Below are 21,705 nucleotides of genomic sequence, written 5' to 3'. Positions count from 1 at the left end.
ATCGCGCCGCACCAGCGGGCAGTCCAGGATGGTCGGGTGGAGCGCCATGAGGGCCAGGTCCGTCTTACCCTCGATGGCGTCGATCAGGTTCTCGGCGGCCCAGGCACCCATTTCGTAGTGCGGGAGTGAGACGGTGGTAAGCGCTGGGTAAAGGTTTTCAGCGATCAGCTCTTGGTTGTCGAAGCCAACCACGGAGAGGTCTTCCGGAATGTTGAGGCCCAGCTCGCTGGCGGCTCGGTAGGTGCCCATGGCCATGCGGTCGTTGTAGCAGAAGATCGCGGTGGGCCGGTCCTTCCGCGTCAAAAGCCGCAGAGCAGCCTCATAGCCCCCGGGAACTTCTGAATGTTCGGCTTCGACCAGATCCGTATGGAACGTCAGCCCGGCATCTGAGATCGTGTCCTTGAAGGCTTGCAGGCGGGAGTGGGTGGCGGGGACGTCATCGGTGTTGTTGATCATGCCGATCCTTTGGTGTCCTGCGTCGATCAGTGTCATGACCGCGGCCGTCGCTCCACCGGCTTCGTCAGGGATGACTGATGAGATTGATTGGTTGGTGTCTTCAGAGTCCACGAGGATCGCGGGGACTCCGTTGAGGTTGTCGGGGAGGGCCAGACGGCGGTGATACATGGTGGCGTACAGGACGCCGTCCACTTGGCCCTTGAGCAGAGCTGCTATGTCAGCTTTACGGGACTCGTCAGTGGCTTTGCTCGAAGTGTTGATGATCATCAGGTGGTACCCGCGTCTGCGGGCAGTTTCCTCCGCACCCAGGATTATCCTGCCGGCGTGCGGGGTGGTGGCGATTTCCTCACTGATGAATCCGAGCATGCCGGAGCGTTGTGTGCGCAGGGCCTGCGCCAGGCGGTTTGGGTCGTAGCCGAGCGCCTCAGCGGCGTGTTTGACCTTGTCCCGGGTTTTGGAGCTGATGCGTGCGTACGACACGTCATTCAGGACGTGGGAGACCGTGGTAACGGAAACGCCGGCGGCGCCTGCGACGTCCTTGATGCCAATGGGTTTGTTACTCAACTGTCTCCCACATCCATTTCTAGTTGGTTAGATGTTGCGGCTTCGCCTACTCGTCCCAGAGCCCGTACTCGGGCCAGCGGCGGGGCATCCGGTCTTCCACTGGGGGCAGCTCGGCGACGTCCGCACGTTTACCCGTCTGTTACCAACACGCTACAGAGGAATAGTCGTTGCCCCGATCGCGACTCGTCTTTGCTACATCTTCATACGCTCTTCTCCTGTATGCTGCCGCCGCCCTCGATGATGGCGATCCCCGGGGTCTCGCCGGGCCTGAGCGGGCTATTGGGCCACAAATGCATGTGCCGCCTGGAAACCGACCGTGGGCGTGGCCCTGAAGGCGTTAAGCGCCCTATCTGCGATAACTTGGGCGTCACTTCCGGAATCAAGGATCGTATTCCGAGCTGATTCGGAATCGACCATGACGGCGGTAACGGCGAGGCTGTCCGCAGCCTGGGTGGTCAACAGGGCGTCCACTTGAGCCTCGAAGCAGGAGTCGCTTGACGTGGAGTGAACGTCCATCGCCACCACATGGTTGTTGGAGACGAAATTGGCCACCCCCGCCTTCAGCCGGATGATGACAGGCGTCGCCCCTGCCGGCCGGATGCTCTCTGAGTCGATGATCTGGGAGAAGTGGTTGGCGACGACGGTGTTGTTGCTGCCGCTGACACGAAGAAGCCCATTCAGGTCGTCCAGTCCGTTGTCCACTCCAAGGAAGGGCGTCCACGGCTCATGGTCACGCAGGAAGTGATTCGTGGCCACGAGGTTCTCCGAACTGTTCGCGAGAATCACCATCCCAGGGTAGAACGAGTGCAAACGGTTATTGGTGATGCTTGACCGCGTGACGCCGTTGAGATGGACGCTGCTCGCGCCACGGGGGAACACGTTGTTCGCGGTAATCAGGAGGCCGCCATGGTTCTCGGCGTAGATCGAGTGGCCCTTAGGGCCTGCTCCCACCAGGTTGTCGGTGATCTTTGATGCCTGTCCCCACCCGCGCAGCTCGATGCAGCTTCCGCATTCGGCGATGAAGTTGTCGTGGATGGAAAGCGCGTCTGCTTTGTAGACGGTGAGCGCGTTCTCAAGATAGACGAACCCCATGCCGTTCACGCGGAATGAGTCATTGGCGTCCGCGACGTATATCCCGGTCTTGCCGTTGACGTAGGTGTTCTCCGGAGGCATCCCTGAGCCATCCGGGGTGAAGTGCAACCCGTCGATGCAGAAGTTGGAGAACTCGATCGAGCTGATCCGCGGGCTCCCGCTTCGCGCAACGTAGAAGGCGGCTCCCTTGGATTCTTCCCCGTCTTCGCCGAGGGGAATGTCGACGAGAATCCGACTCCCGCCGGGCCACAGCTCATGCAAGCCGACCCACTCCTCCTCGGGAACGTTGAACCGGATGCTCGACGACGTAAAGCCGTGTCCCGAGCCCTGGATCCTGAGGAAGCTGACGTCAATCACCACCTGCGTACGAAGGTGGTAGTCCCCGGGCGGAATGTAGATCACCGCGCCCGGCTTTCCTCCATTGTTCACATCGGTGACCGTCTGCCGGGCCTTGATGTCAGCGATGATGCTGTTGATTACTTCACCGACGTCCTCGGACGGATTGCCGACGGGCCACGTAGTCACGTCGTAGCAATTATTGCTTGACACAGGTTCTTCCCTTTGTGTTGTGGTTTCTCAGCCCTTGACGGCACCGAGCGTCATGCCTGCGACGATCTTGCGCTGCAAGAGAAGCGTGAGAAGGATGACGGGGATGGAGTAGACGGCAGCGAGCGCCGTCATGGATCCCCAGTCGAGGCCGAACTGGGTCTGGAAGTTTGCAATGACCACCGGGGTGGTCTGGGATCGGATCGCCGTCATGAGGAGGGCGAAGAGGAATTCGTTCCAGGAGGCCAGGAAGGCGAAGATCGCGGTGACCGCGATGCCACCGGAGACCACCGGGATGACTACCCGCCAGAGCGCACCGAGTCGGCTGCAGCCGTCCACCGTGGCCGCTTCCTCCAGGTCCTGCGGAACGGCTTCGAAGAAGCTGGACATCAGCCAGATGGAGAGTGGCAGGGAGATGGTGGCGTGGGCGATGGACAGCGCGATGGGGGTATCTGCAAGTCCCGCCGTCGCCATCATCGATGCGAGCGGGATGCCGATGGCCACAGGCGGCACCATGCGGGTGACCAGGGCCGCCATGATGAAGACGCGGCCGCTGGGTGTTTTGTACCGGGTGATGCCGTACGCGGCCGGAACCGCCAGCACGAGGGACAATACCGTGCTGATGACGGCCGTCTGCGTGCTGTTGATGAACGAGGCCAGCACCCCGCTGCGTCCCAGGGCGTTGGTGTAGTTCTCCAGCGTCCATTCCCGGGGAAGGATCGTCGGCGGCACCGCGATGGTGTCGATCGGCGTCTTGAAAGACGTGAAAAGAAGGTAGAGGAAAGGGAAGGCATATAGCACCATGGCGGCTGCCAGCAGGATCCAGAGCAGAGTCCGTGTGCTGCGCTTTCCGGCCTCGAGGCCTTCCGCGTTGTAGCGGCGCCAGCGCCTGGCGGTACTTGCCGGAGCACCCGTGGTAGGCAATGTTGGGGCTGTTGCGGTGGCCAATGGGATCTCGCTCCTGTTATGCGCTGGGGAGAGGCGCGCTACAACGCCTGCGTGACGTCGTCGGTAGGCGACGTCGGGAGTCGGCAAGGTGCCGTCATCTGGAGTTTGGGCGATGCTCATCAGGTGTCCTTTCCGGGCCGCCAGATGGTAGCGACGGCGAAGAAAGCTACGCCGAGCATTGCCAGCAGGTAGATGGTGCCCATGGCGCTGGCCAAGCCGGGATCGCCGAAGCGGATCATGGTCTTGTAGATCAGCAGGCTCATGGTTTCGGATGCGGACTGGGGGCCGCCGTTGGTCTGGATGAGGATGGTGTCGAAGGCCCGGGCGGCATCGATCCCGCGGACTACCAGGGCCACGGCGATCACGGGCCGCAGCAGCGGCAGGATGATCCTGAACAGCATGGCGGGTGCACGGGCGCCGTCGAGGCGGGCGGCCTCGATGATGTCTCCGGGAATGTTCTGGAGACCGGCGAAGAGGATCAGGCACATGAAGGATGTGGTCAGCCAGATATCCGGAACGGCCACGGAGAACAGCACGATGTCCGGGTTGGACAGCCAGCCGATCTGGTTCGGGTTCTGAAGGATCCCCGCCTGGTGCAGGAGCGTGCCGATCAGGCCGAAGTTGTCGATCATCAGGAATTTCCACAGCAGGCCGGCCACGATCGGGGCGATCATGAGCGGGTACAGGAACACGGTCCGCCAGATCTGGGAGTTGCGTCCCAACGTTGTGAACAGCAGGGCCATGCCCAGGCCGAGGGCAAACTCGAGAGTGACCACCACGAGTGTGTAGGCCAGAGTCCGCCAGCCAGCCCCCATAAAGGCTTCCGAGGTGAATGCCCTGACGTAGTTGTCCAAGCCCACGAAGTCGCGGGGGCCGCCGGCCATGGGTGAGATCTTATAGAAGCTGTCCGCGATGAGCCGGAACAGCGGATAGGCCACGAATACTGCCAGGAACAGGGCCGCCGGAGTCATGAGATACAGGGCGAAGCGGCGATCGGAGATGCGCACGGTTTTCTCTTCTGTTGGTTTGGGACCGCGGCCGGCACCGCATCTGCGGCGGTGCCGCGCTGGCTGGTGCCGGCCGCGGAGTCTTATTTGAGCAGGTCCTGGATCTGCTTTTTGGCGTCAGCCAGGAGGGAGGCGGAGTCCCCGCCGGCCACGGCCTTCTGTAGGAGGGGCACCAGGACCGTGTCCGTGATCTGCTGCCACTTTGCGGTTGCCGGTCGCGTGGCTGTGGCCTTGCCGTTGAGCGTCTGGATCAGAGGGCGGAAGCTTTCGTACCCTTCCTTGTCCTGGTATTTCTCGAACGCCGAAATCCGGGAAGCGAGGCCCAGGCTGGATTCAATACCGAGGCTGTTGTGGTCGTAGGCGCACTTGATGAACTTTTTGGCGTTGTCCGTGTTTTTCGTGGCCTTGGGGACTGAGAGGTACCAGGGTCCGGGAACGCCGGCCACGCCTGCGCTGCCGCCGATCATGGCTGCGGCGCCGACTTTGCCGGCCACCGGTGCGTCCTTGGGGATCTGGCGGTAGGCGTGGGCCCAGAAGCGGGTCATGGCGGTTTTGCCCTGGTTGAACAGGTTCTGGGCTGCTGCCCAGTCCACTTGTGCTGCGCCCGGGGGGGCCGACTTAGTCATGCTGACGTAGAAGTCGAGGGCTTCCTTGTGGGCGGCGTTGTCGATGATCACGTTGTTGTTTTCGTCCAGGACCATGGCGGATCCTGCCTGAAGGACGTGGGCGAGCCATTCGGTTTCCACGGCCCCCTTGACGTCGGTGCCGTACATGCCGTCCTTGGTGAAGAACTCGGAAATGTCCTGGTATTGCTGCCACGTGGTGGGCGCTGCCAGTTCGTAGCCGTACTTGGTCTTGAAGTCCGCCTTGTTCTTGGCGTCTTCGAAGAGGTCTTTGCGGTAGAGGATGATCTCGGCGTTGGTCCAGGCGGGCATTCCGATGAAGTGCCCGTCTACTTCGGCTTCCTTCACCAGTGCGGGGAAGATGTCCTTCTTGGCTTCGTCGGTGAACAGTTCGTCGATGGGCTGGACTGCGTCCTTGAAGCTGGGCAGCCAGACCGAGTCGAGCGCGGCGACGTCGAAGGAGACGGTGCCGGAGGAGAACTCGCTGGAAAGTCTGTTGAACAGTCCGTCATACGGGAGCTCAATGAAGTTGACGCCGAGTCCGGTGTCCTTCTTGCATTGTTCGGCCACCCCGGTCAGCTCGGCGTGGCCGCCGGCCTCAACCAGGACGTTCACGGTGCCACCAGCGCTGCCCGAATCTGTCGGGCCCCCGGCGCCACAGCCCGTGGCCGCAAGTGCGACGGCGGTGCAGAGGCCACCAATCGTGGCGAGTCTGTTGATGTTGTTTCGAGTGGACATCGCTGTCGACTCACTTTCTCTGGGAAGGGAACTTCAAAGAACTCTGGAATTTGCCAAACCGTTTTGCTAAAACGACTTGGCACCAAGCGTAAACCAGGCTCATTCCCAGTGTCAAGGGTCACAATGAGAGTTTTGGCGAGAGCGGCTCACCTTGACGCTGGGCAGGAAAACGTCTCTCGGCCTGCTCGGTTGTTGCCGGGATGCTAGCCGACCGGCAACAGCCTTCAGCCACAAACGGTGTCGTTGCGTCGCAGGTGGGGGGGAAGTTGCGGGGCGTGTCAGCAACCTCCCCCACGGGTTCCCATTGGGGTGCGTTAGTTGTTGAGCGTGATTCCGGCGAAGTCGCGTACGCGGGCTGTGATGGCCTGTTCTGTTGGCAGTCGTTCCATTGACGATGCGCCAAAGAATCCGGCCACGCCCGTTGTGGCGTTGAGGACGTGAGCTGCATCCTCAGGATTGGCTAGGGGACCGCCGTGGCATAAAACGATAACGTCCGGGCGTACGGCGACGGCGGCATCGCGTATGGCCTGGATGCGCGTGATGGCTTGATCGAAGCTCATTGCAGTGCTGGCACCGATGGTCCCGCTGGTTGTCAGCCCAACATGGGCCACCAGCACGTCCGCGCCGGCGTTGGTCATGGCTCGCGCTTGGTCTTCATCAAATACGTAGGGTGCCGTGAGCATTCCGCGCTGATGCGCCTCCTGGATCATTTCAACTTCGAGTTGGTAGCCCATCCCTGTCTCTTCAAGATTCTGGCGGAACACCCCGTCAAAGAGTCCCACCGTGGGAAAGTTCTGCACGCCGGCGAACCCCAGCCCTGCGAGCTGGTCCAGAAGGACAGGCATCTGCCGAAATGGGTCGGTCCCGCAGACGCCCGCCAGGACGGGGGTCTGTTGAACCACAGGGAGAACTTCCCTGGACATGTCCACGACGATGGCGTTGGCGTCGCCATAGGGGAGCAGGCCTGCCAGCGATCCGCGCCCGGCCATCCTGTACCGTCCCGAGTTGTAGATGATGATGAGGTCTGCTCCGCCGTCCTCGGCACATTTTGCAGAGATCCCGGTCCCGGCGCCGGCGCCGATGATCGGCCTGCCCGCCCGAATCTTCGCGCGGAACTGTTCCATGACTGCGTTTCGTTCATTCATGCGGTGTCCCTGCATTTCTTCCCTGCGGCTGAACGCGGCGATGTGAATTGTCGTCCTTGATCAGCCGGTCTAGCTCCTCCGCAGCCGCCACTGCGAATGTCCGATCGTTAATTGAGGCCTCCATCTCGATGATGTTGACGGCACTGTTTTTCAGTTCCCCGCGTAGGGCTTCGAGAAGCGCGGAATCAGCGCCCGGGTCCCAGAACGGACCGTCACTGATGTCCAGGGCTGAGAGGCCATGGAGCGGGACGAACAGGGTGGCCTGACCAGTCGCGGCGCTGAGTTTCGCTCCGATGATTCGCCCAAGTGTCTCGTTTTCAGCCCTGGTCGTCCTCATCAACGTAATCGTGTCATTGTGAACGTGGAGTTGGCGTTGGCGGAAGGCCTCTGGCACCGTCGCCAAAGGACCGAAATTGACCATGTCCAGTGCTCCCAGGCTGACGACCTGTGGGACCGCATTCTTTCCGGCGGCGTCGAGTCTGCTGGCTCCAGCGCTTAGTACTCCACCGACCAATTCGTCGGCCAGTTCCGTAGTGGTGAGGTCGAGGACACCGGCAAAGAAACCTGAAGTGATGAGGCGTTCCATGGAACGCCCGCCCGACCCGGTGGCATGGAACACGAGCACTTCGTAGCCCAGTGCCTCCAGATGGTCGCGCGCGGCTGTCACCCCGGTCGTTGTGACGCCGAACATCGAGGCAGCGATCAGCTGTTTTTCCGACGTCGTCGCCGGTTCAGTTTCGCGTGGATCCGATGACGCCATTCCTGCCATGGCGGCGGCGGCGTTTCCGAGGATTTTCCGGGAGATGCTGTTGATTCCGGCAATGTCCACGATGCTGTACATCAGTGTGACATCGGCGGTCCCGATGTAGGGAGAGACGTCACCACTTGCCATCGTAGATACGAGAAGTTTGGGCACCCCGATGGGCAGTTGCTGCATTGCGGCACCGGCGATGGACGACCCGCCCGACCCGCCGAGGGCAAGGACACCGTCCATATCACCGTCGGCTAAGAGCCTGGTCAGCACGGCGCCCGCGCCGTTAGCCATGACGGACATGGCAGCACCTCTGTCGTGCTGATCGCGGAGCGCCGCGAGGCTGGATCCGGCCGCCCGGGCGACCGTGTCGGCGTCAATGTCGGGGGCGAGTGCGGGGTCGAAAATCCCGCAGTCAATCAGGACTGAGGAGCACCCCAGTTCGTGGAGTCGCTGCTTCACCCAGCTGTACTCCGTGCCCTTCGTGTCCATGGTCCCCAGTAGGGCAATGGTTGGCATGTTGCCTCCTAACGTCGTCGTTGAGTGAAGCTGGGTGGTTTTTAGGTGTGCACGTCGGCGGGGACGCCTACGGGTTCGACAACCCGGTTTGGGGAGGAGTAGGAAACCAGAACGTTGAGGACTTCGTCGCCGGTGTTTATGGATGAATGTGGCACTCCTCTGGGAATCACGACACCTTCGCCGGCTGTCAGCGGCCGAATGCTGTCGCCAACCCGCTGATCGCATTGGCCACTCATGACGTAGATGACCTCCTCGCAGTTCGGGTGCCGGTGTGCGTCATTTGAGTGGCCGGGCTGGATGGTCACGACGCCGATGGTTTGCTCTGCCCCTGAGACAAGCTCCGCGTTGACGAGCCACGTCAGAGATCCCCATGAAGCGTTGACGCTGTGCGCCGTGTCTCGGGAAAACGTTTCACCCTTGCTCATGCTTTTTCCTGTCTTAGTCAGTGATATTTGCGATGACGGATAACCGCACATCGTCGATGTGTTTTTTGAGAAGCTCCGATGCCCGCTCGGGATTGCGTGTCTGGAGCGCCTCCAGAAAGAGGTGCCTGTTGACAGCTGCATCTTCGGCTATGTGAGGTTGCCGGTTTCCAATAGCGCGGACCATCTGGATCTGACGGCTCAACAGCGACAGCATGTGCTCAACAGCAGTGTTTTCGCTTTTCGTCACGATGAATTCATGTAATTGCCGGTCAAAATCGCCATAGGCAACTAAGTCCCCGTTTTCCAGGGCTTCGTCGCACTGCCGGACGAGCTCGGCACAATGCTGGATGTCTAGATCCGACATCCGGGGAAGGGCGAGTTTGACGGCGAGCCCTTCCAGTTCCTGGCGGGTGACGTAGACGTCACTGATGTTTTTCCGACTCAGGGCCACAATTGTGTTTCCTTTGTACGGGATCCTTGCGACGATCCGGTCCTGGACCAGCCTGTTGATGGCTTCACGTACGGGCGTCCTGCTGACCTGCAGCCGTGCTGCGAGAATCCGTTCGTCAAGCCGATCTCCGGGGAGGAGCTCCCCCTCAAGCACGAGTCCCCAAATTCGTTCATAGGTACTGTCGTTTAGATTCCCCATGGGAGCCCCTCCAAGTTTGGCGTATACGGTTCGATTACTTCACGCTATCGCCCTTGAGGTCGATGAAAACCCCAGACGGATGGGTGCGGATGGCTTCGAAGATGCGGATGATCTCCAGGCACTGATCGAGCGTTCCCTTTGTGACCGGCTCTTCGGCGAGGACGCTGTGGCAGAACTGATTGATCTCATTGAAGTAACCAAGGAGAAAGTTGCCGTTGTTGAACAGGGCGCCGTGAGAGAACTCCGGGGACCAGGTGAGAGCGGCCGATTCGGTTGGCACGAGGTAGCTTGCGCCGCCATAGTCCGGGCCGGGTGAGGGTCGGTAGTACGTCAGGTCCACGCCGTTCTCCAGGACGACGTTTGCGTTCTGGCCCACAACCTCGACCCGTTCCAGGGGACTGGAACCAGAAATACCGGCAGCGAAGTGAAGGGTACCGATGGCCCCTGAGGCGAAGCGCAGCAGCAGGATTGAACTCTGCGATTTGGGTTCCCATTCATACGTGAACTTATCGACGGTGCCCATCAGGTGGAGAATCGTGGCCATCGGATGCCAGATGTGGTCCAGCAGTCCGTAGACGGCATGCAGGTCTCCGCGCTCTTCCATCGGCGGAATGATCTGGGGATATCGGACTGTAATGGAAGCCGGCGTTCCGAACTCTCCGTTTGAAATGATCTCCTTTACGCGCTCCACCCCGGGGGTGAACATCTTTTTCAGTCCCGTCATGACCGTCTTGCCGGCGGCATCTGCGGCGGCCTTAATCTCTTCGATCTCGTGGACCGATACCCCGGTGGGTTTCTCCATCCAAACGTTCGCCCCGGCGGCAATCGCATCGAGTGCGATTTGAGTCCCCGGCGACCGGCCGTCCTTGTCATAGCTGGTCACGATGAATACGGCTTCTGGACGCTCAGCGGCGAACATTTCCCGATGGTCGGTGTATGCCTTCGTTGCTCCGAAAGCGCGGGCCGCCGCCTCCGCCCGTTCTTCGTTGAGGTCACTGATTCCGACAAGATCAACAGGAGCAAACCTCAGGACCGGCAGCGTGTTGAAATACGGGTGTCGTCCGGCGCCGACCGCGCAGACCCGGAGCCGCCGCGGATATTCGTGGGCGTAGCGGATTGCTCCGCCCTCGTAGTTAAAGGGCTTCTTGATAGTTTCCAACATCGTTGATCCTTATCCTCACCATTGGGGCACGCAGGAATCTGCGGCGCATTCACCTTGTCGGACGGCATCGGGACTGTTGGACGAACACCAACAGTGCTGGTATGCCAAGACTGACTTTGGTATGCCTATCGTTGCACCTTGATCCGAGGCCGTCAAGGCCGCAACACCCGGGCATCTTCTTGGAGGGTCTTGACATGGCACTCGAGCGACTTTAGCGTTGGCATACCACCCAATCAGCTGGCATGCCAGACTCAATGAGGAGTGTCATGTATCAAAAAAGGGTCACGACCCTAATCGCTCTTGCCGCCGCTACTGTCCTGCTCGCGGCCTGCAGCAGCGCCCCACCAGGAGGAAGTCAGACACCGATGGCCGATGAGGAGGGGCCGGTTACTTTGCAGGTGACAGCACTGGAACGGCCTTTCATGAAGGATGCGATTGCGAAGTTTGAGCAGGATCACCCCAACGTGACTGTCACGTTTACCAATCAGCAGCCAAAATTCGAGGACGGTTCGGTCCAGACAATCTTGCGTTCGGGGGGAGGCCCGGATGTCCTTGAGCTTTCGGCAGGTCCGGCGCGCGTAGGTCAGCTGATCAAGAATGGACTCATTCCGGAAATCAATGCGATCTACTCCGAAGAGAACCTCACCACCAATCTTCGTCCGTACGTGCTGAAGCAACTCGACGCGTATTCGGAGGGCAAATACTCGGAAGTAGTCAGCGGGATTGACGTCTTCCAGGTGTATTACAACAAGGCAATCTTCGCGCGACTCGGACTCGCTGAACCAAAAACATGGGAAGAATTCCTACACATCTGTGCTGCAGTCAAGGACACTGGCGTGCTCCCGATTGTTGCCGGCTTCCGTGACAACCTGCAGGGCGGATGGATGTTTGGCAACATCGTCCAAGCAGTGGCAGGTACGCAAGCGATGACCGAGGTCATATACGAGGACGGAAAATTCGACCAGCCGGCGTTGATTAGGGCGGGCCAAACCCTCAGCGACTTCGTTGATCAGGGATATATCGATGGCGGACAAGCCTCAGCCCTGGGATCAGACCAATCGATGGCCGCCTTTTTCCAGGGCCGGGGCGCGATGACCGTACTCGGCCAGACACACCTCATTCGTGCTGAAACCAACGACAAGGTCGACATTTCGCAGTTTGGGTCGTTCCTCATGCCCTCACCAAACCCCGGTCAGGCGCCGGCGGCCACGGCAGGGCTTGGAACCAGCTGGGTAATGAACCCGAACTCTCACGCCCCCAAAGCCTCACGCGACTGGCTTCGATGGGTGGCCAGTGAAGAATACGTCACCATGGCGCTAAAGAGCGGCGGTTTCAATTCCGTTCCGGCACGCAAGCTGCCAGCGGGCGTCTCTATGGGCCCGATGCTGGACGCTGCATCCAACAATGTCGACGGAGCAGGATACAACCCAAGCGTCTTCCTCCCCGCCAAGGCCGTGGCGGCCTGGTATCAAGCACCGCAAGCCATAGTCACGAAGCAAAAGACGCCAGAACAGGCTATGGCCGAGATCCAGTCGGCGCTTTCCCAAGCCAAAGCGGCGGGCTAGCCCCACACCGTCCCCGAATCAACCGGCGCGCTGACAGGCGCGTCAAATCAACAGGAGAAAATCACTTGAAGGCATACATCGCAACCCCCGATCTGTCCGAAGCAGTTACCCTGATGGACGCACCGAACCCGGCTGCGGAGCGCGACAGCGCTGTGATCTCGGTCGAAGCCGTATCTTTGAACCGCGGGGAGTTTGGCGGACTCAGTGAAGCCGGAGCGCAGCCTGGCTGGGATTTCGCAGGACGGGTAACGGCGGAGGCCCTGTCCGGCAAGGGACCCCGGGTCGGCGACCGCGTTGCCGGAGTCGTCCGCAGCGGGGCGTGGGCGGAACAGATCGCCGTTCCGGTCGGCCAGCTTGGCCTATTGCCGGACGATGTTTCATCCAGCCAAGGGTCAACACTTGGAATTGCGGGCCTTACCGCCCTCCGACTTATCCGCAGTCTCGGCAACGTAGCGGGCAAACGGATTCTTGTTACGGGAGCTTCCGGGGCCGTCGGACGCTTTGCTGTCCAGCTTGCGGAGCAATCCGGGGCGAGCGTCACCGCGTTGGTAAGCACTCCCGAGCGGAAGCCGTCTATTTCTTCGCTAAGAGCCAGCGAAGTAGTCTCAGATCCGGCTGAACTCGCGGGACCGTTCGACTTTGTCATCGACGGCGTGGGCGGACCGGTTCTGGAGGCTGCGATTCGCTCCGTCGGCGCAAACGGGACGGTTGTCACTTATGGAATCGCAGGAGGAGCGCCGGCTCAGCTTCGCTTTGCTGACTTCCGAAACGGTCCCGGCAGCTGCCTGCGGGGCTTCTTCATCTGGCAAAGTGACCTGGACAGCTTCGGAATCGACCTGACGTACCTCGCCGATCTCGTCAAGTCTGGCGCCCTTGAGGCCCACGTGGCGCTCGAAGTTGAGTGGTCCGAACTGAACCAGGGACTGACAGCGCTCAAGGAACGCCGGACAGAGGGCAAGGTTGTCGCCCGGAGGGCCGGATGATCTCCACCGCCGAGGGAACGGACCTCGAAAGGAGCATCTCCAAGAATCAGGGCGGGCATACTAGGAAATTCCGCCGGACCTCCAGCTGGACGCTCTCTGCACTCTTCCTTGCTCCCTCGGCCGTTTTCATAGTGCTGTTCCTCTTCCTGCCGGTTGCAGAAGCCTTTCGCCTTTCGTTCTTTGACTGGAACGGCCTATCCGCAACGATGAACTTTGTTGGGCTCGAGACATTCATCGATACGTGGACGGATCTGCGGCTTCTGTCATCGCTGTGGCTCACGGTCGTTTGGTGGGTTCTGCACGTCGTCCTCGCAATCGGCGGTGGGCTGTTCCTGGCGGTGCTTCTGGCGAACCTCCGATGGGGCAGGGGACTGTTTCGAACGCTGACGTTCCTGCCGCATGTACTCTCACTCAGCGTGGTTGGTGTTATCTGGGCACAGCTATACGATCCGGGAATCGGCGTTCTTAATCAGGTACTGAACGGCGTTGGGCTGTCCGCTCTTACCAGAGCCTGGCTGGGAGACCCCCAGACGGCGCTGGTTGCTGTGGCGGTAACCAGCGCCTGGCAGGCCTTCGGCTTTTACATGGTGATCTATCTTGCTGCGATCCAGAACATAGACCCCGGCCTATATGAGGCAGCCCGTGTGGACGGCGCATCTGCCATCCAACAGTTCCGTCACATCACGCTCCCCAGCCTCCACAACGCGACAACCGTTGTGCTGATCCTCGGGTTCATCAGCGCACTTAAAGGGTTCGGGAGCGTATGGGCGATGACCCAGGGCGGCCCGGGTACATCGACAGAACTTATATCCGTATACCTATACCGCCAAGCGTTCCAGTACGGAGAGGTGTCACGGGCCGCCGCAGGGGGACTGACGCTCGGATTCCTGGTCATCATCCTGACCGTCCTATTCAACCGATGGAGAGACAGGAGGTCGGAAGCGTGAAACTACGCATCTTGATTCGGGCCAACGTGCTAGTTGCGGTGATGGCAATCATCGCCTTTGCCATCCTCGTACCCTTCATCTGGGTGATACTGAGCGCATTCAAGAACAACTCCGAGATATTCGGCGAATCTCTGGGCCTGCCAAGTACATGGCGCTGGGAAAACTTCGCCACGGCGTGGACAGAGGGGAACCTCGGCGCATACTTCGGCAATAGCCTCTTCTCCGCCATTGTGGCAACGGCAGTCGGAATTCTCGTGGCGTGTCCGGCGGGGTACGCCTTCGCGAAGCTCTCAATCCGCCGGGTCACACCTGTCTTCTACATATACGTGTTCGGTCTCACGCTCCCCATCCAGACGATCATGATTCCGGTGTTTTACCAGATCAAAGGGTATGGACTATCCGACAACATCTGGGGACTCATTCTCGTCCTCGTGGGCACCGGAACGCCCTTTGCTGTATTCCTCATGCGCGGCTTCTACCGTGACCTCCCGGAGCAACTCAGTGAAGCGGCCAAAATCGACGGCGCCTCCGAATGGACAATCTTTGTCCGCATCATGCTGCCGCTCTCCAAGCCGGGGGTGCTCGCCCTCGCAGTCTTCAGCTTTTTGCAGGCGTGGAACGAGTACCTGTTGGCACTTCTGCTCTTGACCTCGGACAAGAGCAGAACCATTCCCACTGGGCTGGTGATATTCGCCAATTCGGATGTTGCCAATTACGGTCCACTGTTCGCCGGCATGGTGCTGGCCATTGTGCCGTCGGCATTCGTGTACATCCTCCTTCAGAGGTCATTCACGCAAGGACTTGTCGCCGGTTCGCTGAAGTAACTGATCACCATGCCAGCCGCCCATGGATCTGGCGGACGAAAAAGAACACAAGGACACATGACATGAATCTTTCATTCAGTACGGTTGCCTGCCCTGGCTGGAGTCTGGCGCAGGTTGCATCCGCAGCGCACACATTCGGATACCAAGGCATCGAACTTCGCGTGCTCGACGGCAAGGTCGTTGAGCCGTCAACACTTATCGGGCGGTCTGCGGAGGTGCTCGAGACTCTAGGTGACATCAAAGTCGCCTCGATCGACACGTCCATCGCATTGGCCGTCGACGGACCCGAATGGGCCGGACAGTTGGAGGAGTTCTGTGCTTCAGCTGCCGCCGTCGGCGCACCCGTCGTTCGTGTTTGGGGAGGCCGCTATCCCAGTTCAGTCCGATATGAAGAAGCCGTCGAGCAGGTCTCCAAGCGCCTGAACGAAGCTGCGTCCATCGCTGAGGCCGCCAGCGTTCAGGTACTGCTGGAGACTCATGACGCATTCTCTGCCTTATCCGTCATGGAAGACGTGTTCGCCAACATCCCCAGCCCTCATGTAGGCGTACTTTGGGATGTTCACAACACGTACGCGGTGGGCAAAAGTTCCCCCCACGAGGTTTGGTCGTCATTGGGTGACCGGATCGCTCAAATCCATGTGAAGGACGCCCGGCCGGGCGCGGGCGAGCTGTGGGACCCGGTTCTGCTCGGCTTCGGAGCCGTACCCGTCCGGGAATCGGTCGAAACACTGAAGCAGGCAGATTTCGGCGGATGGCTTTCGCTGAACTGGCTCAAGTTCCAACGCCCGGAACTCGAAGAGCCCGAGATTGCGCTTCCGCAATACTCAGGGCTGCTCCAGGAATGGATCAAATAGGGCAAGCGTGGCTGGGCGCCAGCAATGGCGCCCAGCCACAACCATCCGCCGAGTTGTCACTATCCGATGATCTGCGAATGGTTTTGGGACAGGACACCATCGTGGTCAACGGTGCCGGCCAGCGGCAGAATGCGGTCACGGCTGGACAGTCCGTGCCGGCAGCCTCCATGAACTCGGCCCGGAACGGAAAATCAAACGCCACTATCTACGACGTTGCGATGGTTGCCGGCGTCAATCCGTCCACTGTGTCCCGGGCGCTGAGCAAGTCCGGCCGGGTCAGTGCCAGGACGCAGAAGCTCATTGAGGCTGCCGCCACCGGGCTGAATTTCCACGCTAACCCGTTCGCCCGGGCACTGCATACTGGCCGCACCAACACGTTCGGGCTCATAGTCGCGGACCTCACCAGTCCAGCGTCCTTCGACATCATCCGGGGCGCGGGGATCACCGCTACTGTCCGCAATTACACTTTGGCGCTTGCTGGCTCAGCGGATTCGACGGTGACTGAGCTGATCGCAGCCCGCCGCATGATGGCCACCGTGGACGGTCTCATCCTTGCCAGCCCGTGTATGGATGACGATGACATCCGGACCCTCGCCCGCGACAAGCCCGTGGTGGTCATCAACCGCGAGGTAGACGGCGTGCCGTGCGTGGTACCCGACGAAAGCAAGGGTATCAGGGAGGCTGTCCGCAGTCTGGCCGCCAACGGACACACCAAGGTTGCCTTTGTTGCCGGGCCGCCGCAGTCCCCGATGTCCATCCGCCGCTGGGAAGCCGTGCAGGCATCGTGCGAGTTCTCCAGGCTCGACGCCGTTCGCCTGGACTCCAGCAGACCCACGGTCGACGGCGGTCGGCAGGTTGCGCAAGACGTCCGGGCCAGCGGTGTCACGGCCGTGCTGACCTCTAATGACCTCCTAGCTTTCGGGCTGATGCAGGAACTCCAGGCGGCCGGAATGGTGGTTCCGGACGAGATCAGCATCGTGGGCTTCGATGACATCTTTGGGGCCGGTTTCACCACACCGCCGCTTACCACCGTGCGATCACCCCGAGAGGAGTGCGGCTCGGGCGCTGCCACACTCCTATTGGACCTCCTACACGGGACAGCGCTGTCATCCGGTGTCCCGACCATAGTGACAGAGCTTGTCCAACGGGGCTCCAGCGGCAGGGTGTCGGCCCGGAAAATGTCCCCAGCACGGTGCCGCCGCCACGAGATAGAGGCAGAACTTAGGCGACGGGCCTGAGATGTCCTCCTGCGGGCGGTAATCTCGGTGGGTTTTCCCAGAATCTCACGCCAGTGTCGGATCCACATTGCCGATCACGCATCTGGCTTCTCATTTGAGGGCAAGCCCCAAACAGGAAGACGTAAGTTTCCGACCCTGTACGTTCGGCGCCTTAAATGCCCGCGGCGGCCTCCGAAGAGGCCGCCGCCGGCAATGCCGTGCCTGAGTCTTTACTCGTAAACGTGCGGGGCGAGGGTGCCCACGAAGTCCAGGTTGCGGTACTTTTCGGCGTAGTCCAGGCCGTAGCCCACTACGAACTCGTTGGGGATGTCGTAGCCGACGTACTTGACGTCGATCTCCACCTTGGCGGCTGTGGGCTTGCGGAAGGCGGTGCAGATCTCCACGGAAGCGGTGCCGCGGGATTCCAGGTTGGTCTTGAGCCAGGACAGGGTCAGGCCGGAGTCAATGATGTCTTCGACGATCAGGACGTCCTTGCCCATCAGGTCCGTGTCCAGGTCCTTGAGGATCCGGACAACACCCGAGGACTGGGTGCCGGAGCCGTAGGAGGACACTGCCATCCAGTCCATCGAAACGTGGCTGTGGAGCGCGCGGGCGAGGTCGGCCATAACCATCACAGCGCCCTTGAGTACACCGACCAGAAGGATTTCGCGGCCTTCGTAGTCCTTGTCGATCTGCGCAGCGAGCTCAGCGATCCGCTGTTGGATCTGTTCCTTGGTGTAGAGAACGTGCTTGAGGTCTGCCTGGACGTCGATTGAATCCACCAATGGCTCCTGTGTAGATGCGGGGTGCGACTATTCTTGGGACGGTTTTTGAGGCCGGAATACTAGCTTCCCACAGCGGGCCGCTTCACGGGGAACGGGGGCGCCGCCGTCGGGACCGTCGGGCCGCGTTTCCGCAGCGTCCCGCTGGGCCAGCTCGGCGAGGGACAGCCGGTACACGCTCACCCCGCCAGGCAGCTCCACGGGACCGGCAGAACCCTGCCGGCGCAGCAGCGCTTCCGCTGCCAGAAGGCGCTGGTAGCTGGGCTGTTGGCCCCCGACGTCGGCCGCTGCCTTGGCGATGACCCGGAACCTGATGGCCGGGGAAAGTTCCCCCAGAGCCTCCTCCGGGAGACTGACCTCCGGTCCAGACCGCTCGGCCAAGGCTGCAAATGTGCGATCTGCCACGTCCTCCAGATAGTCGGCGTCCAGCTGCAGGATGGACGCTGTCCGGGCCAGGGATTCAGCCACGCCGGGCCCGAGTTTTTCCTCGAGCATCGGCAGTACTTCCACCCGGGTCCGGGAGCGGGCAAACGACGGGTCCGCATTGCTGGGATCGTGCCAGGGCTCGAGATCCTCAACGTCGCAGATCTCCAGGGTGTCCGCGCGGCGCAGGCCGAGGAAGGGCCGGAGCAACAGGCCGCGGGCAGGCCGCATTCCAGCAAGCGAGCGCGTTCCGGAGCCGCGGGCAAGACCCAGCAGGACCTGTTCGGCCTGGTCGTCCAGGGTGTGGCCGAGCAGGATGGCCGCGGCTCCGCGCTCCTGGGCCGCCGCCTCCAACGCTGCATGGCGGGCATCCCGGGCGGCGGCCTCCGGGCCCATCCCGGTGCTGGCGACGGTGACGGTCCGGAGGTCCACCGGGGAAAGACCCAGTTCCTTCAGTGTCTGGACTGTTGCCGCAGCCACCTGGGCCGAGCCCTCCTGCAGCTGGTGGTCAACCACGACGGCGCCGACCGTCAGTGGGTGCCCGTCAACGTGGCCGCGGCGGGCGAAATAGGCCGCCACCGCAGCGAGGGCCATCGAATCCGGGCCACCGCTGCAGGCCACCAGCACATGGGCCGGATAGCCGGCGTCCGCCAGGGCGTTCTGGACCATTTTGCGCGCCTTGCCGACGACGGGCGCGAGCCGGCCAGGCCGTCGTCGTCCGCTTGAAGCCGTGCCGGCTTCCGGCACTTTTGGGGCGTCCGGCACGTTTGGGGCGTGCGGCACCTACAAGCCCATCCGGTCGACCCACAGCTTGGCGTCGTGGATTTCGGGCTCGGTCGGGAGGTTGTCCGCGGATTCCCACACCCGGTTAAAGCCCTCCATCCCGGCCACGTCCACTACAGCGCGGACAAACTTGGCGCCGTCGGAATACTGGCGCATCTTGGCGTCCAGGCCCAGGAGGCTGCGGATGAATTTCTCCATCACGCCGCGGTCCTTGCCGCGGTCGGTGAAGCGCTGCCTGATGGTCCTGACGGAAGGGACGATGCTGGCGTCGACGGCGTCCATCACAACGTTGGCGTGGCCCTCCAGCAGGCTCATCACGGCCGTCAGGTGGGACAGCGACGCCTTTTCCTCGGGGTTCTGCAGCAGGTCCAGGATGGCGCCGCGTCCGGGAGTATTGCCGGTGGCGGTCCGGTCCTTGAGGGAACGTGCGGCGGCGGAGGCACGCTCCATCAGCGAATCAACGTTGCCCAGCAGGTGCCCGCTGAGGTTGTCGATCTCGGAAAGCATGTGGTGGCGGAGCCAGGGCGCAGCCGCGAACTGCACCCGGTGAGTCTGTTCGTGCAGGCAGACCCAGAGCCTGAAATCGTCCGGTGCGACGTTGAGCTCGCGCTCCACAGCCACGATGTTGGGCGCCACAAGCAGCAGGCGGCCGGCGGCGGGCGCTTTGGAACCCTCGGCCAACGCGGCGAACGGATCGTACTGGCCCAGGACCTTGCTGGACAGGAACGCCAGGACAGCGCCGAGCTGGCTGCCCGTGATGGCGCCGCTGACGCTTGCCGCCGCCGGGCTGACGTTGCCGCGGCGGCTTTCGAGCATTTTGTCCATGGCGGGTTTGAGCATCACGGCGAAGCTCTGTGTGTTTGCCTTGGCCCAGCTGGCCCGGTCCACCACCAGGACAGAGGAGTCTCGGAGGTCCCGTGCGGCTTCGAGGCCCGTGATTTCGTGGACATGCGGGACGGAGGCGTCCGCGAGGCGGCGCAGGCTGTCCACGGCTTCGCCGATTTCCGCCGAGTTGAGGGTTGGCCCCGCCGAGGCCAGCCTGGCAGCCGTGGACGCGGCCAGGTCCCAGTTGATCAGGGCCTGGGCCGGGCTGGACGATGCCGGGGCTGACGAATCACGCGCAGTGGACTCCATAGTCCCCATCACATCACAGCGGACGGCGGATGGTCCTTAAGTTCGCTGACCGGCGAACGGCTCGGGGCATCCGGTGACCTGCGCCTGTGGTTCGTTCCAGAAATCGGCAGGTTGCGCTGTCCTTCACTCGCGTCACGGAGTCTTGGTGGCATCTTCGGCAGGAGCCGTTTTAGCGTAAACGTCCTTACTGACCTCATATCCGTGCTGGTCGAGCTCAAGTGCTTGCTTATTGACGTCGGCCAGTTGGGCGTCGGAGAGCTGTTCGATTTTTTCGAGGTCCAGGGTTTCCTGTTTCACGCCACCCTCGGCGGTCACCCTTACCAGCCCAGTGCCGTCTGAATAGAACTTACGCTGGTGGCCTACATCCGGTTCCAGCGGGTTGTGCTCATCAATCACCAGCACGCCTTCGTAGCAGTCGGTGGGGACGCACAGCGCTACGTTGTCCTCGTAGGCACGCGCGCAATCGAGGAAACCCACTGAAGCCGCGTGAGCCTGAACATATTCCGGCGTGCCGGTCCGTGGCTGCGCTTGCATTGCAATTCCGGCTTGGCTCCCCGAAATCCCGTGGATGAAAGTATTGGGCGCCCCAACAAATTTGTCGTTTTCGAACTCCTCGGGATACTCACCAAAGAGCCAAACCGCTCCCGCGTTATCCTGGGCAAAGAAGGCCAGCTCCGATTCAACCAGCGCCCCGTCCTGGTAATCGCGGTCCCACATCACCAGGGTTTTCACACCGTCAATGACCTTGGTCAGGCCGGTTACGGTGTGTGTAACCGTCCGCTCGGTGGTGTCATCTTCAGCGGCGACCGTGCCGGTGGTGGTGTACACGGTGCCTGGCTTTAGCGGAAACCACTTGTTATCGATCGTCGGAGAGCCTGGGAAGGCGGTCTTGTCGAAGTTGACCGCAGACCCTGGCCCGCACAGCTCTGGCGCCTGCGACGTCGCTGTCGCTGTCGGTGACCCTGACGGCGATGCCGGCCCCGAAGTGCCGGTGGAGTTGGGCTGCGCCTGCCCGGCATCCGGCGCCGCGCACGACGCCACAGTCGACATCGTCAGGAGCAGCGTGAAAGCGGAACTGAGGGCTAATAGTCGCCTAGTTGGCTGGAACATGATTGTGGCCTTCACTCTCGGAATTTATTGCGTTCAGCAACTGCCACGGGCGCCCCGTTTCGGAGCCCACCGAGGGGCAGCGCTGTCGAAACCGCGCCGGATCTGAGGCGATCCGAAGACGCCCTCTATGGGGCGCGGCGAGCCGCCGAACGCGCGGCCTCGAGCACAAGGTCATGCCTTCCGCGTCCTGGCGGGAGTGGGTCGGGGCGGCATCACGGAATTTGATCGGAATGGACACCAGCCTCCCCCTTCATGCCGTTTCGACGGCGGATGTTCTTTGCGTAGCCGAACACACGGAGCCCGCGTGTGGTTGAGCCTAGGGCTGGCCTCCGTCAAGTGTCACGAGTAGCCGGTACTTGTTTTTCCGCCCGCCGCGCCGCAAGTACTAGCTCCCAAAAAGAGCAGGCCCGCATAACAGCGGTCCGGACCCGCACGAACGGTGGGGGCCCGGCACCACT

At 61.5% G+C, this 21,705-nt stretch carries 20 protein-coding genes; 6 read left to right on the top strand and 14 right to left on the bottom strand.

What is annotated here, in order from left to right; genetic code table 11:
• The 10 genes from V6M49_RS09205 to V6M49_RS09160 all read right to left on the bottom strand — a co-directional run.
• Nucleotides 1–1,020 (bottom strand): LacI family DNA-binding transcriptional regulator (locus tag V6M49_RS09205; protein WP_332760923.1); only part of this gene is annotated, 1,020 nt, incomplete at its 3' end.
• Between the two features lie 276 nt (nt 1,021–1,296).
• A complete protein-coding gene (locus V6M49_RS09200) occupies nt 1,297–2,661 on the bottom strand; it encodes a right-handed parallel beta-helix repeat-containing protein (RefSeq protein ID WP_254749128.1) in 1,365 nt (454 codons plus the stop codon).
• A 27-nt stretch (nt 2,662–2,688) separates the two neighbouring features.
• Complete coding sequence (locus V6M49_RS09195; protein WP_254749129.1) at nt 2,689–3,726, bottom strand: carbohydrate ABC transporter permease; 1,038 nt, start codon at nt 3,724–3,726, stop codon at nt 2,689–2,691.
• Nucleotides 3,726–4,613, bottom strand: coding sequence for a carbohydrate ABC transporter permease (locus V6M49_RS09190; RefSeq protein WP_254749130.1), 888 nt, complete (start codon nt 4,611–4,613; stop codon nt 3,726–3,728). Before V6M49_RS09190 ends, V6M49_RS09195 begins: the two co-directional genes overlap by 1 nt.
• A gap of 83 nt (nt 4,614–4,696) precedes the next feature.
• Nucleotides 4,697–5,974 carry an ABC transporter substrate-binding protein gene (locus tag V6M49_RS09185; protein WP_332760922.1) on the bottom strand — a complete coding sequence of 426 codons (1,278 nt, stop codon included), beginning with the start codon at nt 5,972–5,974 and terminating at the stop codon, nt 4,697–4,699.
• A 314-nt stretch (nt 5,975–6,288) separates the two neighbouring features.
• Nucleotides 6,289–7,119: a phosphoenolpyruvate hydrolase family protein gene (locus V6M49_RS09180; RefSeq protein WP_332760921.1), complete on the bottom strand. Its 831-nt coding sequence runs from the start codon at nt 7,117–7,119 to the stop codon at nt 6,289–6,291.
• Nucleotides 7,112–8,389, bottom strand: a complete 1,278-nt coding sequence (locus tag V6M49_RS09175; RefSeq protein WP_254749135.1) for a Tm-1-like ATP-binding domain-containing protein — start codon at nt 8,387–8,389, stop codon at nt 7,112–7,114. Before V6M49_RS09175 ends, V6M49_RS09180 begins: the two co-directional genes overlap by 8 nt.
• Nucleotides 8,390–8,430: 41 nt before the next feature.
• On the bottom strand, nt 8,431–8,814 hold the full coding sequence (locus tag V6M49_RS09170) for a cupin domain-containing protein (RefSeq protein ID WP_254749137.1): 384 nt from the start codon (nt 8,812–8,814) through the stop codon (nt 8,431–8,433).
• Between the two features lie 13 nt (nt 8,815–8,827).
• Nucleotides 8,828–9,463, bottom strand: coding sequence for a GntR family transcriptional regulator (locus V6M49_RS09165; RefSeq protein WP_254749139.1), 636 nt, complete (start codon nt 9,461–9,463; stop codon nt 8,828–8,830).
• A 34-nt stretch (nt 9,464–9,497) separates the two neighbouring features.
• Nucleotides 9,498–10,625 carry a Gfo/Idh/MocA family protein gene (locus tag V6M49_RS09160; RefSeq protein ID WP_254749141.1) on the bottom strand — a complete coding sequence of 376 codons (1,128 nt, stop codon included), beginning with the start codon at nt 10,623–10,625 and terminating at the stop codon, nt 9,498–9,500.
• A gap of 365 nt (nt 10,626–10,990) precedes the next feature.
• Between V6M49_RS09160 and V6M49_RS09155 the strand changes: the two genes are divergently transcribed.
• The 6 genes from V6M49_RS09155 (at nt 10,991) to V6M49_RS09130 (ending at nt 17,036) form a co-directional block, all read left to right on the top strand.
• Nucleotides 10,991–12,190 (top strand): ABC transporter substrate-binding protein, encoded by a 1,200-nt coding sequence (locus V6M49_RS09155; RefSeq protein ID WP_254749143.1) that lies wholly within the window; start codon nt 10,991–10,993, stop codon nt 12,188–12,190.
• 65 nt (nt 12,191–12,255) lie between these two features.
• Complete coding sequence (locus V6M49_RS09150; protein WP_254749145.1) at nt 12,256–13,173, top strand: zinc-binding dehydrogenase; 918 nt, start codon at nt 12,256–12,258, stop codon at nt 13,171–13,173.
• On the top strand, nt 13,170–14,120 hold the full coding sequence (locus tag V6M49_RS09145; protein ID WP_254749147.1) for a carbohydrate ABC transporter permease: 951 nt from the start codon (nt 13,170–13,172) through the stop codon (nt 14,118–14,120). The genes V6M49_RS09150 and V6M49_RS09145 overlap by 4 nt, the downstream gene beginning before the upstream one ends.
• Complete coding sequence (locus V6M49_RS09140) at nt 14,117–14,944, top strand: carbohydrate ABC transporter permease (protein ID WP_254749148.1); 828 nt, start codon at nt 14,117–14,119, stop codon at nt 14,942–14,944. The genes V6M49_RS09145 and V6M49_RS09140 overlap by 4 nt, the downstream gene beginning before the upstream one ends.
• Before the next feature lie 62 nt (nt 14,945–15,006).
• A complete protein-coding gene (locus tag V6M49_RS09135) occupies nt 15,007–15,798 on the top strand; it encodes a sugar phosphate isomerase/epimerase family protein (protein ID WP_332760920.1) in 792 nt (263 codons plus the stop codon).
• Between the two features lie 77 nt (nt 15,799–15,875).
• Nucleotides 15,876–17,036, top strand: coding sequence for a LacI family DNA-binding transcriptional regulator (locus tag V6M49_RS09130; protein WP_254749150.1), 1,161 nt, complete (start codon nt 15,876–15,878; stop codon nt 17,034–17,036).
• 209 nt (nt 17,037–17,245) lie between these two features.
• Here the strand turns inward: V6M49_RS09130 and hpt are convergent, their stop codons facing one another.
• From hpt to V6M49_RS09110, 4 genes are all read right to left on the bottom strand, one after another.
• Nucleotides 17,246–17,797, bottom strand: coding sequence for a hypoxanthine phosphoribosyltransferase (gene hpt / locus V6M49_RS09125; protein WP_141139129.1), 552 nt, complete (start codon nt 17,795–17,797; stop codon nt 17,246–17,248).
• Between the two features lie 30 nt (nt 17,798–17,827).
• On the bottom strand, nt 17,828–18,889 hold the full coding sequence (tilS, locus tag V6M49_RS09120) for a tRNA lysidine(34) synthetase TilS (RefSeq protein WP_332760919.1): 1,062 nt from the start codon (nt 18,887–18,889) through the stop codon (nt 17,828–17,830).
• Nucleotides 18,890–19,003: 114 nt separating this feature from the next.
• Nucleotides 19,004–20,137, bottom strand: coding sequence for a zinc-dependent metalloprotease (locus V6M49_RS09115; protein ID WP_056347689.1), 1,134 nt, complete (start codon nt 20,135–20,137; stop codon nt 19,004–19,006).
• A 132-nt stretch (nt 20,138–20,269) separates the two neighbouring features.
• Nucleotides 20,270–21,262 (bottom strand): hypothetical protein, encoded by a 993-nt coding sequence (locus V6M49_RS09110; protein ID WP_332760918.1) that lies wholly within the window; start codon nt 21,260–21,262, stop codon nt 20,270–20,272.
• Nucleotides 21,263–21,705 lie beyond the last annotated feature (443 nt).

Origin of the sequence: Pseudarthrobacter sp. (assembly GCF_036675385.1) — a bacterium.
In the GTDB taxonomy this organism is placed as follows: Bacteria; Actinomycetota; Actinomycetes; order Actinomycetales; family Micrococcaceae; genus Arthrobacter.
This window is presented reverse-complemented; position numbering and strand designations above follow the sequence as displayed.